The organism is Parabacteroides sp. AT13 (assembly GCF_002272965.1).
In the GTDB taxonomy this organism is placed as follows: domain Bacteria; phylum Bacteroidota; class Bacteroidia; order Bacteroidales; family Tannerellaceae; genus Parabacteroides; species Parabacteroides distasonis.
Genome location: NZ_NQMH01000001.1, coordinates 1066542 through 1080246, shown reverse-complemented (window position 1 = coordinate 1080246; position 13705 = coordinate 1066542). Strand labels below are relative to the sequence as shown.

The 13705-nt window shown below is 40.0% G+C and carries 16 protein-coding genes and 3 tRNA genes; 13 read left to right on the top strand and 6 right to left on the bottom strand.

Annotation, left to right across the window (positions count from 1 at the left end):
• Positions 1-13: 13 nt before the first annotated feature.
• From CI959_RS05040 to CI959_RS05015, 6 genes are all read right to left on the bottom strand, one after another.
• Positions 14-1798, bottom strand: coding sequence for a gamma-glutamyl-gamma-aminobutyrate hydrolase family protein (locus tag CI959_RS05040; RefSeq protein ID WP_008779229.1), 1785 nt, complete (start codon positions 1796-1798; stop codon positions 14-16).
• Positions 1791-3746 (bottom strand): DNA topoisomerase (ATP-hydrolyzing) subunit B, encoded by a 1956-nt coding sequence (gene gyrB / locus CI959_RS05035; RefSeq protein ID WP_005859370.1) that lies wholly within the window; start codon positions 3744-3746, stop codon positions 1791-1793. The genes CI959_RS05040 and gyrB overlap by 8 nt, the downstream gene beginning before the upstream one ends.
• Before the next feature lie 171 nt (positions 3747-3917).
• Positions 3918-3992, bottom strand: a tRNA-Glu gene (locus CI959_RS05030).
• Between the two features lie 68 nt (positions 3993-4060).
• The gene (gene rpsT / locus CI959_RS05025) at positions 4061-4315 is read right to left on the bottom strand and encodes a 30S ribosomal protein S20 (protein ID WP_005859369.1); all 255 of its coding nucleotides are present in this window, start codon (positions 4313-4315) and stop codon (positions 4061-4063) included.
• A gap of 41 nt (positions 4316-4356) precedes the next feature.
• Positions 4357-4428: transfer RNA gene (locus CI959_RS05020), tRNA-Glu, on the bottom strand.
• A 116-nt stretch (positions 4429-4544) separates the two neighbouring features.
• A complete protein-coding gene (locus CI959_RS05015) occupies positions 4545-4949 on the bottom strand; it encodes a DUF2721 domain-containing protein (protein WP_005859368.1) in 405 nt (134 codons plus the stop codon).
• A gap of 77 nt (positions 4950-5026) precedes the next feature.
• Here CI959_RS05015 and recO point away from each other — a divergent pair, with 77 nt between their 5' ends.
• From recO to CI959_RS21480, 13 genes are all read left to right on the top strand, one after another.
• Positions 5027-5752: a DNA repair protein RecO gene (gene recO / locus CI959_RS05010; protein ID WP_057316357.1), complete on the top strand. Its 726-nt coding sequence runs from the start codon at positions 5027-5029 to the stop codon at positions 5750-5752.
• Positions 5753-5939: 187 nt separating this feature from the next.
• A tRNA-Arg gene (locus tag CI959_RS05000) sits at positions 5940-6011 on the top strand.
• Between the two features lie 197 nt (positions 6012-6208).
• Complete coding sequence (locus tag CI959_RS04995; RefSeq protein WP_005859366.1) at positions 6209-7510, top strand: site-specific integrase; 1302 nt, start codon at positions 6209-6211, stop codon at positions 7508-7510.
• Positions 7511-7522: 12 nt separating this feature from the next.
• Positions 7523-8779: a hypothetical protein gene (locus CI959_RS04990; protein WP_130882571.1), complete on the top strand. Its 1257-nt coding sequence runs from the start codon at positions 7523-7525 to the stop codon at positions 8777-8779.
• 38 nt (positions 8780-8817) lie between these two features.
• A complete protein-coding gene (locus tag CI959_RS04985) occupies positions 8818-9153 on the top strand; it encodes a helix-turn-helix domain-containing protein (RefSeq protein WP_226769867.1) in 336 nt (111 codons plus the stop codon).
• Positions 9146-10159 carry a hypothetical protein gene (locus CI959_RS04980; RefSeq protein WP_005859363.1) on the top strand — a complete coding sequence of 338 codons (1014 nt, stop codon included), beginning with the start codon at positions 9146-9148 and terminating at the stop codon, positions 10157-10159. The genes CI959_RS04985 and CI959_RS04980 overlap by 8 nt, the downstream gene beginning before the upstream one ends.
• 260 nt (positions 10160-10419) lie before the next feature.
• Positions 10420-10716, top strand: a complete 297-nt coding sequence (locus tag CI959_RS04975; protein WP_005859362.1) for a nucleotidyltransferase family protein — start codon at positions 10420-10422, stop codon at positions 10714-10716.
• Positions 10700-11041, top strand: a complete 342-nt coding sequence (locus tag CI959_RS04970; RefSeq protein WP_008779412.1) for a DUF86 domain-containing protein — start codon at positions 10700-10702, stop codon at positions 11039-11041. The genes CI959_RS04975 and CI959_RS04970 overlap by 17 nt, the downstream gene beginning before the upstream one ends.
• A 606-nt stretch (positions 11042-11647) precedes the next feature.
• Positions 11648-12058 (top strand): hypothetical protein, encoded by a 411-nt coding sequence (locus tag CI959_RS04965; RefSeq protein WP_036629084.1) that lies wholly within the window; start codon positions 11648-11650, stop codon positions 12056-12058.
• Positions 12001-12348, top strand: coding sequence for a hypothetical protein (locus CI959_RS04960; protein ID WP_057316360.1), 348 nt, complete (start codon positions 12001-12003; stop codon positions 12346-12348). The genes CI959_RS04965 and CI959_RS04960 overlap by 58 nt, the downstream gene beginning before the upstream one ends.
• A gap of 11 nt (positions 12349-12359) precedes the next feature.
• Positions 12360-12641, top strand: coding sequence for a hypothetical protein (locus tag CI959_RS04955; RefSeq protein WP_005859355.1), 282 nt, complete (start codon positions 12360-12362; stop codon positions 12639-12641).
• A gap of 25 nt (positions 12642-12666) precedes the next feature.
• Complete coding sequence (locus CI959_RS04950) at positions 12667-13215, top strand: hypothetical protein (protein WP_005859353.1); 549 nt, start codon at positions 12667-12669, stop codon at positions 13213-13215.
• A 223-nt stretch (positions 13216-13438) separates the two neighbouring features.
• Entirely contained in the window at positions 13439-13585 is a 147-nt protein-coding gene (locus CI959_RS21480; protein WP_172680032.1) for a hypothetical protein, read from the top strand.
• Positions 13586-13705 lie beyond the last annotated feature (120 nt).

Below are 13705 nucleotides of genomic sequence, written 5' to 3'. Positions count from 1 at the left end.
TTGTTTTCGTTTGCTATTTGTTTGGAAAATCTTGTATAGCGGTCATAACCCTTAGCAAGTTCCCACCCCATATTTTCCGTATATCTTCTTCTGTATATCCTTCTTCTAAAAGTCGGACGGTAATGTTAATCAACTCATTGGTAGCCGAGCAACCGATCAGTTCCCCGTCTCCGTCAAAATCCGAGCCGATTCCTACATGATCGATACCGATTAAATCTACGATATGATTGATATGGCGGATAGCGTCGCTTAAAGAAGCTTTTTCCTCTTCCTTATTGATGAATCCTTTGTATAGGCAGATTTGGGCGACACCCCCTTGAGCGGCCAGCGCTTTCAGTTGATCATCCGTTAAATTGCGGGGATGATCGCAAAGCGCACGTGCGGAAGAGTGGGAGGCTATGATTGGCGTCTCGCTCACTTCCAGTACCTGATAAAAGGTACTTTCCGCCGCATGCGAGATATCAACCATGATTCCTAATCGGTTCATCTCTTTTACCACTTCCTTACCGAAAGGACTTAGTCCTTTCCATTCCTGTTTTCCTCTAGCGGAATCACAAATATCGTTATCCCCATTATGGCATAAGGTGATATAAGAAACTCCCATCTCCTTGAACATTCGTAGGTTTTCGACCAGCTTCCCTAAAGCGTACCCGTTCTCGATGCCGAGGCAGATCGCTTTTTTCCCTTGCGCCTTAATCGTCCGGATCTCTTGGGGGGTAGTCGCTATAACCATCCGGTCCGGATGTAAGGTTTGCTGGCGTTTTACTTGATTCAGCCGTTCTATCGCATACGCTGTCGCTGCCTGTAAGGATGCCTCATCTCGTTTACCTTGCGGGATATAGGCGACCATAAAGGTTGCGTCGATACGCCCTTCTTCCATAAAAGGAAGATTCACTTTCCCTCCTTCTTTCTCCCCGATATTAAATTCACCGGGAAAGATCATTGGGGTATCTGTATGGGAATCGATCGTCACGATCCGTTGATGGATCGCTTTGGCTTTTGCGAAACGGCGGGCATTCTCGATATGGTAAGCGAATAGGGCTTTCATGGCCTCATCCCCTTGCGGAGCCATGGCCTCCGGATGCCATTGTACACCGAATATCGTTTTCTCCGTATGTTCCATAGCCTCATTGATTCCATCCGGGGCGGTCGCTGTCGCTCTAAATCCGGGGGCGACCTCTTTTACCGCTTGATGGTGGAAAGAGTTGACAAGGATTTGTTCTTCTCCATTGAAAATAGTACGTAGGCGGTTCATTCCCGGTTCGAGTGTTACCGTATGCGACGGATATTCCCGAGCCAATGTCTGGCTGTGTTTCAATAGAGCATGATTGGCTTGTGAATGGATGTCTTGATAGACACTTCCTCCGAACGCTACATTCATGATCTGATGCCCCCGGCAAATACCCATGATCGGAATTTGTCGGTTAGCGGCCAAGCGAAGCAATATCAAATCGTATTCGTCACGTAACGTATCTACGTCTTGCAATTGCGGGATAGGCTCCTCATGCAAATAGAGCGGATTGATGTCTCCACCCCCGCTCATAACCAATCCGTCTAGTTCGGAAACCAGTACGGTCAATGCTTTCAGATCCGTGATCACCGGGATAAGTACCGGGGCTCCCCCCGCATCCAGCACGGCTTGCACGTAGGTCTCCGCTATACAGGAAAGTCCGTCTCTCCGGTTAGCGGATATTCCTATTCGGGGAGGTTGAAGGCTTTCTTTAGCCGGTATATAATTATCAACTTCTTTGTATAGGGCCTCTAGATTCGGACGACGGACTTTCATGATTTTAAGCATCTATGTTAGCATATGTAGCGTTTTCCTCGATAAACTCGCGGCGAGGGCCTACGTCTTCACCCATCAACATGGCGAAGATTTGGTCAGCCTCGGCTGCGTTGTCGATCGTGATCTGCTTTAACGTACGGTTTTCCGGGTTCATGGTCGTATCCCACAATTGATGGTCGTTCATTTCTCCCAAACCTTTGTATCGTTGTGTATGGATCGAGTTCTCGTTGCCTCCTCCATATTTTAAGATGAACTGCTGACGTTGTTGCTCGGTCCAGCAGTATTCCTCAACCTTACCTTTCTTACACAAATAGAGGGGAGGAGTCGCCAGATACACATATCCGTTCTCGATCAAGGAACGCATACGGCGGAAGAAGAAGGTCAAGATCAATGTGGCGATGTGGCTACCGTCCACATCGGCATCGGTCATGATAATCACCTTGTGGTAACGCAGCTTCTCCATGTTCAACGCTTTCGGGTCATCCTCCGTACCGACGGTTACGCCCATCGCACGATAGATGTTCTGGATTTCCTCGCTTTCGAAGATCTTATGATCCATCGCTTTCTCCACGTTCAAGATCTTACCGCGCAATGGTAGGATCGCTTGGAAGTTACGGTCGCGTCCTTGCTTAGCCGTACCACCTGCGGAGTCTCCTTCGACAAGGAACAATTCGCAGATCGCTGCGTCTTTAGAGGAACAGTCCGCCAATTTACCGGGAAGCCCACCTCCTGTCAGCGGAGATTTGCGTTGTACCAATTCGCGAGCCTTACGAGCGGCATGACGGGCTTGAGCGGCCAAGATCACCTTGTCGACGATTATTTTCGCCTCTTTCGGATGTTCTTCCAAATAATAGCCTAACGCCTCACCGATCGCCATATCCACTGCACCGGTAACCTCGCTATTACCCAGCTTCGTCTTTGTCTGTCCCTCGAACTGAGGTTCGGCTACCTTGATAGAGATAACGGCGGTCAAACCTTCACGGAAGTCATCCCCTTGAATCTCCACCTTGGCTTTCTCCAATAATTTAGAATCCTCGGCGTACTTTTTCAACGTACGGGTCAGGCCACGGCGGAAACCGGCTAAGTGTGTACCACCTTCTATCGTGTTAATATCATTTACGTAAGAGAATACGCTCTCATTGTAAGAAGTATTATAAGTTAACGCCACCTCGACAGGGATACCCTGCTTCTCGGTAACGATATGGATTACGTCTGGAATCAGTTTCTCTTTAGAACGGTCGATATAGCGGACAAACTCTTTCAATCCCTCATCCGAATGGAATACCTCGGACTTGAATGAACCGTCTTCTTTCAGAACTCGCTTATCTGTCAGACGTAGCGTAATACCAGCGTTCAAGAACGCTAATTCACGCAAACGGGTAGCCAAGATATCATACTTGTATTCCGTGACCGTAAAGATAGAACCGTCCGGCTTGAAAGAGATCGTAGTACCTGTTTTATCCGTATTATCGATAACCTGTACGTCGTGCAACGGCTTTCCGCAAGAGAACTCCTGCATATGTACTTTGCCGTTCCTGCGAACTTCCGCTTTCAGATAAGTAGAGAGGGCGTTTACGCAAGATACACCCACACCGTGCAAACCACCGGATACTTTATAGGTTCCCTTGTCGAACTTACCGCCGGCGTGCAGCACCGTCAATACTACCTCCAAAGCTGATTTACCTTCTTTCTCATGAATATCCACGGGGATACCACGGCCGTCGTCGGTAACCGTGATCGAGTTGTCCTCATTGATTACCACGTCGATGTATGTACAATATCCGGCTAGCGCTTCGTCTATGGAGTTATCTACGACCTCATACACTAAGTGATGGAGACCTTTCTCGCTGGTATCGCCAATATACATGGATGGCCTTTTTCGTACTGCCTCTAACCCTTCAAGTACTTGAATACTATCTGCGGAGTACTCTGTAGAAGTATTCTTAATTTCTTCACTCATGAGTTTATCTTTCTTTAAAATCTGTAATTATCTATGTCCTCAAAAAAAATCTAACAAATGTAGTGATTTTTATCGAGATAGCGAAGTGGGGGATGTGAAAATAGCGAAAAAAGGACGGGTGTAGTAAAAAAGGAGAGAGATAAGCCATAAACTTATCTCTCTCCTTTTGATTGGTAGCCCATAGGGGAATCGAACCCCTCTTTCAAGAATGAAAATCTTGCGTCCTAGCCGATAGACGAATGGGCCATCAGGTTTAAAAAAGCCGGGCTTATTGAGAGTCCGGCTTTATACTTGTAAAAGTAATTACCTTCTGCTTATGCTAGCGCATTAACGTGCTTAGCCAACTTAGATTTCAGATTACCGGCCTTGTTCTTGTGGATAACGTTCTTTTTTGCAAGCTTATCCAACATAGAGCATACCTTAGGGAACAAAGCTTGTGCCTCATTCTTGTCTTCAGTAGCGCGCAAAACTTTCATAGCGTTTCTAGCTGTCTTTGCGTAATATCTGTTACGCAAACGTCTTGCGTTTGTCTGTCTGATTCTCTTGATTGATGACTTATGATTTGCCATTTCTCGATCTTCTCTTTATTGTTTTTTAATCCTGTTTATTGTAGCCCATAGGGGAATCGAACCCCTCTTTCAAGAATGAAAATCTTGCGTCCTAGCCGATAGACGAATGGGCCAAAATGTCAAAGCTCTCACTTATAGCGTTCTAAGAAAGTGATTTCCCGATTGCGAGTGCAAAGATAGACGATCTCTCCGAACTGGCAAAATATTTCGAAGGAAAATTTAATGCTACTCACTGTTTTAACTTCTCTTTAGAACTTATATCTTCCAGATGAATTTCCAAGGCTTTAACGGAAATATTTATTTCCCAGATACATACACATAACGACGCCGCTAATAGCAATAAGGCTATGCCAAATATCCATGCGGCGAAAACCTGCCACGATACATAAATGAAGAACATAGCGATCACGCAGAGCAGCAAACTGAGTATTCCTAATATTTGCATGGAACGGGTCAGATAGAGCCTTTTCCGCAGGTTCGCTATCTGGGCGATATCCTTGGGGTCATGGGTTTGCTGATGCTTTTCTTTCAAGGCACGCACTACGCTGGCGTATGAAAGGAAGCGATTCGTATAGGCCAACAATATCAATGATATGGCGGAAAATAATAAAGAAGGGGTCGTTAAGTCCAACATAATTCTATACTTTAATTATATGTATAACGTTAATTTGAGTATCTTTGTTCTTAATCATCGTCGCAAAGATACGAATTATGTTGTGTAAAACGAGGGGGATTGTCTTGCATACGATCCCTTACAATGATAAATATTCTATTATATATATGTATACGGAGGCGTTTGGCCGGGCCTCGTATCTGGTTAGTCGTAGCCGAGGGAAGAAAAGCACGGTATCGAAGGCTTTGTTTATACCTTTGTCCGTTCTGGAAATGGAGGTGGAGCACTTGAATAAGCGGGACTTGCACCGGATTAAGGAGACCCGCATTTGTTTTCCGCTGAATGATGTTTGTTGTGATCCGGTTAAGAATGTATTGGCGCTTTTCCTCTCGGAGGTTCTTTTTAGGGGCGTGAAAGATACGGAGCCGGATCCCCGTTTATTTGATTATTTATACGAGTCCATACATCTATTGGAGTATGCGGATAAAGGTATCGCTAATTTTCATATGGTTTTCTTGTTAGGTCTTCTCCACCATCTCGGTATTTTCCCGAATATGGAATCGCATAGGGTGGGATATTATTTCGATATGTTGAATGGGGTGTTTACGGATCATATCCCGATGCATCGGCATTATTTAAATAAGGTGGAGAGCGCTTTCTTTTCCCGTTTGCTGCGTATCAGTTTTGAGAATATGTCGCTTTATGGTTTTTCCCGGCAAGAGCGGGCCCGTATTATTCATCGTATTCTTGAGTATTACCGTCTACATCTCCCGGATTTTCCGGAAATCAAATCGTTATCGGTGATGCAAAGCTTATTTGATTGATCTATTTGATGTTATATTAGCTCTTGAAAACACGTACGTGTTTTTTGAAAAAGACGTACATGTTTTTCCGGAAACACGTACATGTTTTTTCGGAAATAATGAGAAGCTTCCGGATAGGCGGGAAAAACATCCGATAACGGTTGCCTATTTGAGGAAAAGATTATACTTTTGCAATCTCAAAAGAGTTGGTCTTGTAGTTCAACGGATAGAATAGAAGTTTCCTAAACTTTAGATCCGGGTTCGATTCCCGGCGAGACTACTTTTGCCCTTCTTTCTTTTTATCTTATTTTATTAATAGATAGCGAGTTATATTTGACTTTTGAGTGTTTTGTATATCGTTTTTGTAAAGAGAAAATAAATAAAAGAAGATTTTTTCTTACCGCAATTCTTACCGCATCCTTGTTTTGTCGATAAAATATTGTCTATATTTGCGTAAGTTAAATAAACAGATATATTATGGCAACAGTAAAATTCTATTTGACACGTCCGAAGTCAGATAAGCCTACCGCTATTTTTTTTCTGATGAATTACGGTGCATATACTATTTTACCCGATGGGAAGAAAAAGTACTTACCGTTGAAGTATTATACTAATGAGACAATTTTGCCGGAAAGATGGGATACGAAAGTTGGTGCTCCGATCGCTCCTACAGCGAGGAATCACCGGATGAACGCTGGTGAGTATAGAGAACTGAAAGCGGCTTTGGATAATATCGAAGTTACGGCTAAAGATGTGCTACGTCGGTTGGAGAATGACGGTATCCTGCCAACGAATGAGCTACTAACAAAGGAGTTGGATAAGATATTTAAAGGTTACAAGGAGATAGAACCGGATAGAGATGTCAAGGATTTACTTTGTTTTGTCAAATCCTTTATAGAGAAAACTGATAAGAAACCTAATACTGTGAAGGGGTATAAGCAAACAGCTCGTGAGATTGAGGGGTATATTGCATTAACAGGGAAAAGGCTACAATTTGAGAATGTAGACTTGGATTTTTATTTGTCATTTGTTGAATATTTAACGAATAAAGGTTATTCTCCAAATACGGTTGGTGCTCGTATAAAGGATTTGAAAATGTTTATGAATGAGGCTTATGAACGTAATCTACATACAAATATGGATTTCAAAAAGAAGCGTTTTAGTAAGCCTAAAGAGGAAACCTATTCTGTCTACCTCAATAGTGATGAGCTAAAGAAAATCTATAAGTGTGACTTAAGTGATGAACCTCGATTGGATCGGGTTCGGGATTTGTTTTTGATAGGCTGCTGTACAGGATTACGTTTTAGTGATTTGTCTTTGTTGAGTTCTGATAATATTGATAATGTAGAGAGTGTAATTACTATAAAGACTGTGAAAACCGGTAGGACTGTAGTTATCCCTTTGCATGCGATAGTTCGGCAGATATTGCAGAAATATGATAATGAGTTGCCTCGTGTTCCTTCAAATCAAAAATTTAATGATTATATCAAAGAGATTGCGAAGAAGGCTGAGATTAATGAGCCAATCTTATTGCAAAGAACAAAAGGTACTTTAACTTATGCTGAAACGAAGCCTAAATATGATCTTGTAACGAGTCACACGGCTCGGCGTTCTTTTGCCACGAATGCTTATTTAGCAGGATTGCCACCCATTAGTATAATGAAGATAACGGGACACAAGACGGAATCTTCATTCATGAAGTATATTAAGATCTCGGAGAAGGAGAATGCTATACAGTTGAAAGGACATGAATTTTTTAATCAGATAGTAACTTGCTAATTGATTATTTTTATGGAAAATGTAAGATCGTATTGTGATGATATTCTAGATGTTATACATAAATTTGGGGAAGAGTATATCTATGACCCCAGAACTAAAATCATTGATGGGAAAGATTTGTTTGTTTCTGTTGATAATAATATCAATAACGATATTGCATACTCTGATGATTCGGACAATAGATCGAATGAGGCTTGTGTGAATTTGGGTTTAACTTTTGCGGTTGGTCAACATTGTGAGAAATTACGTGTAAAATATGTAGATGCGATAAAATCTCGATTGTTAGGGATGGATCCTAAAGCTAGAATGGTCTATGCGGAGGAAATATTACAGCGTTTATATGAAATACAGCTAAATCATCCCATTTTTCATTCCAAAGTATTTCAAAAGTTTGTTATACCAATTTTCTTCTCAGATGTCACAGAAGCTTTTGAACGATATGATATTAATTTGCGAAATGTTCTAATTGATTGCCAAAAAAGGCATGGTACGTTCTTTTGCTATTGGTTAAAGTTCTTCAAACCCCATTCTGATACGATAGGGGTACAAAGATGTATTTATAGTGAAAGTGATATTATTGATGATTCGTCAGATGATTCTCAAGATGAACTATTGAATTACTCTCAAAGTGAACTGTCAAATGTTTCTGATAACGGTAGCGATAGATCATCAAGCTATGGTGAAAGTGATATTCATGATAATTCGTTGGATATTTCTCAAAAAGAACCGTTGAATTACTCTCAAAGTGAACTGTCAAATGTTTCTGATAAGGGTAGCGATAGGTCATCAAGCTATGGTGAAAATGATATTCTTGATGATTCGTCGGGTGTTTCTCAAAAAGAACCGTTGAATTACTCTCAAAGTGAACTGTCAAATGTTTCTGATAAGGGTGGCGATAAATCATCATATAAGGAAGATAGGTTCTACAACCTATTTAACGGCTATAACGAGGATGTTGTACATAAACTGATAGAGAAACTGGAGGAGTTTAATATCGTAAGAGAACAGCGGTATGTCCATAAGACGAAGAATCATTTGGCCAAATTAATAATATTCATGAAAGACCAGGAGATTCTTAGATATAGTAAAATGATAATTGTAGCACGCATCTTTTATGACTATTTTAATGTCGTAGTTAGTAAAGCGTCAATAGGAGAAAATAGTGTTACTGAGAGAAATTTACGTGAGATAGAGAAAAAGGGGATTGAAGGACTTTCGAAAGAAGAAATCTCGAATTTTAAGCTTATTTGTGCTCATTTCTCTAAATAGTTATTTCCATTTGGAAATAATGGAAAAAGTGGAAATGTGTGATTGATAAACTTTGTGCCATTAATTTAAATTATTTGTTAATGAAACAAAGTATATTAATCCAACAGGCTTCACTTTCAGATATTGAAGCTGTAGTACGTAAAGTATTAGATGATATATTAGATGATCTAAAGCTTCAGAAGAGCGAAGATTCTATCCGGCTTCTTACTCGTACGGAGGCTGCGAAGATGTTGCGGATTTCTTTGCCAACTTTGGCCGATTGGACAAGACAAGGAATGATTCCCGCTCAACGAATAGGAAGACGTGTCCTTTATGCTATTTCCGATATCGAGAATACTTTAGAAGGAAAGAAGGGAGGACGTAAGAATGGATGAGATAGCTTCTAAATACTATGTGTATCTATCAAGCTGTAAGGAAGGACATGATTCATGTACTGAATATAGTAGTATGGTTCATGATATGGTACATGGTCATATGTTATATGATACGGTTGACTTTGTTCTTAATCAGAAAGATGTTCCAGAAATAGATTTGTTAGCGGAAGTGTCGCCATATTTGATGGATAGAAGTGATTGTATTGGTAATGATGGCCTCCCTTATGTACGTGGGAAATATAAGGGGTATAATGTGTATGTAAATACTCATATTCTAAAAATCAATGCTTGTAGCTTATGTAAGTATTACTACGGTACCAACATGCACGATTTCCCTTTAGAGGACGTACGGAAAGCCATTGAGGGGATAGGAGAGGATTTAAACATCCCTATGGATAAGGTCACTGTGACTAGAATGGATTCAGCAATGGATTTGGAGTTACAGCGGTCTCCAATAGAATATTTCAATCGGATGTTAGATTTACCTTATTTTAGGCGTCTTTCATATCCTACAGGAATTACGTTTCAAACAGCAGAGAAAGAACTTTCGTTTTACGATAAAGGAAAGGAACAGGGGAGTAATAATAAGAATATAGCTCGATGCGAGTTTCGGATAAAGAAAGTTAGGAAGTGCTTTGGGAAATCGGTTACTGCGTCAATGTTATATGATCCTAGCTTTTGGAATGATTTGCTGGATCGGTTCTTGTCTTGTTATTCCAAAGTCAAGGTGAGTAAAGAGTCTTTGCCGCTTGATAAGATAGATGGAGTAAGAAGTTTGCTAAATAGTACCTTACGTGAGTCTGTTAATCGTAATGGATTTGATCCGTTGAGGTCTAGATTGAAGGCTCGTGTGCGTGATGGAAAATTGACGCAAAGAGCCTACAAGTCTATTATAGAGAAGATCAAGAGGTGTTGTTTCTCTTCTCAAGGAAAAGACGTTGGCCCAGAGATAGAAGAATTTGATGTGAAATTCAGGTCATTTTTGAAGTTAAAGAGATTTGATTAAATATCATTGTTTTGCCCATATTTGAGGCTTACAACGTATTTAGGCTTAGTTTTTTCCTAATAAAATGTAGGAAATAATACCCTTGTCGGGGATCTGTCAAATAAATTTAGAGAGGTGGGGGATATTTCCGGGGAGGTGGTATCTCTCGCTTCTTTTGTTTTTAGAGGATATTGTTCTGTAAATGATTTTCCAAAAAAGAATCACGATAAAACGGAATTTAGAAAATGTTCGTTATATTTGCGTGAGGTAATCACTAAAAGATGAAACAACAGATAATTAATAAGCTAAGAGGCTTTTTCTCTTTGCAACCAATAGAGAAAGCATGGGTGTTTGGTTCCTGTTCACGTGGAGAGGAGACGAAGGATAGCGATATTGATATTCTGGTTCGTTTTGACTCCCACGCTCGTATTACATTATTCAAGTATGCGGGTATGGTGGAAGCTCTAAGCCAATTGTTGCATCGTAAGGTTGACTTGGTGGAGGAAGGACAATTGAAGGATTTCGCCGTTTCTTCTGTAGATCGGGATAAAATATTGATATATGAGAGAGAAGCCTAAAGACGATACACGTCTACGGCATATGCTGGAGGCGATAAATAATGTCATTGAGTTCACGACAGATGTGACTTTTGAGGAGTATTCAAGGAACAAGATATTGCGTTTTGCGGTCATCAAGAATTTGGAGATTGTAGGGGAGGCTGCTTATTTGATTACAAAGGAATTTCGGGAGGAACATCAAGAGATCGCATGGAATGAGGTCATAGGCATGCGCCATGTGTTGGTGCATGGATATTATCAGATTCGGGATGAGATTGTGTGGGGAACCATTCAAACAGATCTATTTCCGCTTAAGGATAAGATAGAACGGTTGCTCTGTAAATAACTCAATGTATTGTTTTAGAAAATAACCCTTTATTGGGGGGGATATCAAATAAATTTAGAGAGGTGGGGGATATTTCCGAGGAGGTGGTATCTTTCGCCTCTCTCATTTTTAATACGATCACTATCAACCAAGTTACCAATCTCGTACTTTTCGGCAAACTGCTATACGATAGTGTATCGTTGGCGTATAAGGCGTTTTTAAGCCCGTTTTAGGCTATATAACCCCGCCCCTATATTCCTATATGTTTTCTTGAAATGTTTTGTGAGTAGCTTTAAATAAGATTCTCTGCGATTTTCTTTGCCTTTTGTTTTATATGTAATACATTTGCGATGTATTGAAAATAACGTAGAAGCGTTAAGATATTATCTCACATTTGGAATCTGGACAATTTCATCGAGCGGGATAATAGCCAAGATGCTCCTGCGCTTATGTCGTTATATATTTCCTTTACGGGAGAACTATATACGCTCATAAAGCGTGGGGCTATTGTATATTATCGTTCGATGGGCAGTCCAGAGCCTCAAATGTGATAATATCAATAGTCCCTACGCTTTTTATTTAAAAACCACCGAACGAAGGGGACAGGGAGGAACAACTTGTTTTTTTATGATTCAAAATATCTGGTCTCGTATTGTGGATTGGTTCTCTAACGTAACAGATAGAAGAGAACTGTTATCTTCGTTTAATAATGCAGCTAAAAATGCTTATATATTGGGTATAACCCCAACTTTAATTGAGGCAAGAACATCTGTTGGCGAAATTAGTTATCGACATGAATTCTCAAAATTCTTATCTGGAGGATTTAGAATCAAAGCACTTTCAGGAACAGCTCTTACTCGTGAGGAACAAATGCAAATAGGTCTTGTCATACTATCGGATGAAATGTTAGTGAGGCACTTGATTTCATTAGGTTGGGATACTTTAGAGGTTCATGATTCAGTAGGGAAAAGGGGACTCAAATGGGAATTAAAGAAATTTTCAAATATAGGAGGAGCATTGTCGTGTGGAAGATATTGAGGAATTTTAGTAAGAAAAGAGAGAATCATAAAGACGATTCTTTTAAAGAAAAGATAATGTCATGTAGAAATCAAGAAATCAGTATGGATGCCGTTATGAATAATCTTTTTCTATCAAAACGATTATATGATCTTTTGAAAGTGAAGTGCCATCCAGATCGATTTATTGAGCCAACACAAAAAGAGATAGCAACAGGGATATATCAAAATATCACTAAATATAAGACAGACTATCAACAGTTATTGAATATAAAAGAACAAGTAAAGGAACAACTTAATATAACATTTTAAATATAGTACTTATGAAATGTAGAAAGAACTTATCAAACCCGAATGTAAAAGATTGTATGCAATGTGAATATCAAGATCTTTGTAAGATGGAATCTATCCTTGGATCAGCGAAAGAGATCTCTAATATTCACACAGAAAGCACAAAAGGTATCATGAATAAGATAGATGAAATAGATACTACCGCAGAACGAAAGATTGGGCCTTTATGGAACATTTTTAGAGCGCTTGTTTTTTCTATGATATTAGCTGCGATTTGCTTATCAATAGGTTATGCTTGTAATGGACATGTTTGATGATTATTTGTAAAAATATATAGATATGTTTGGCTTTTTAAGAAGAAAGATAGAAGAGGCTACATTGAATGCTATATTTAAAGTGGCATTAGAGGGAATGGAGAACTTTAATTTTCCTGGGGGGCTTACCAATGCGGGCAAATTTGAACTATTGATGTTTGATATATGGTTTGGAACAATATTTGTAGAAAAACGAGGTCTTGACTTTGATTTTGATTTGAAGTTAAAAAAGATAGATTCTTTCTTGACACAAATAGCTGAAAAGTTACATTTGCCTACTAATGGAGGCTTTGAAGCTCTATACCTTCTTCGACAAGAAGGCTGGGATTATGATTTATATCATTTGCTTCATTCCGATTACCCTAGAACAAAGCAATATATCTCGAGATATTTATATTTATGTATAGTTGTAGAACCTTTTATGTTATATGATATGGGAGAATGTTTCTATAGATTAGCGCGACTTTATGAGGAGAATAAAAATAGTAATGAGGATATTTTATTTGTTGGAGCTTTTTACGATCATCATAGTTGGCTTGTGAAACGTTTACGTCAACAAATAGATCACAGTTAAGGTGTTTGCCAATAGAGAAGGAGTTGGCGGAAAAGCTACGATCTTACTTCTCTGATAAAAAATTGATTCTGGTAGCTGGTTTCGTACCCCGGTCTCATGTTTTGAGTATTGGCAAGTGATGAAACGTTTTTTATGGGAGGACTATCGAATAGAGTGGAGATCCCCGGTTGAATTGAATCCTACTATATTCAAGGATGATCTTTAGGGGGTATTTGGGGTACGAATGGCTTTATTTGGCGTGGATCGGGGCGGCACCAAAGGAGGAGGCTGCGAGTGGATGCGGAAGGCGGCGGCGGGGACACCAGCCCCGTTTTCTCTTGTGGTGCTTGGCGATGAGGATATGAAACATGAGCCTATTCCTTGCGAATAAGGGGTGATAACTGATAAAGGGGTTATTTATAGATCCGTCCTATATCGTGTCTTAGAGGGCAAAAGAAACGGCCTGAATGCAAATAACACTAATTAAAAGAAAGCGGTAAAGTTGTGAATA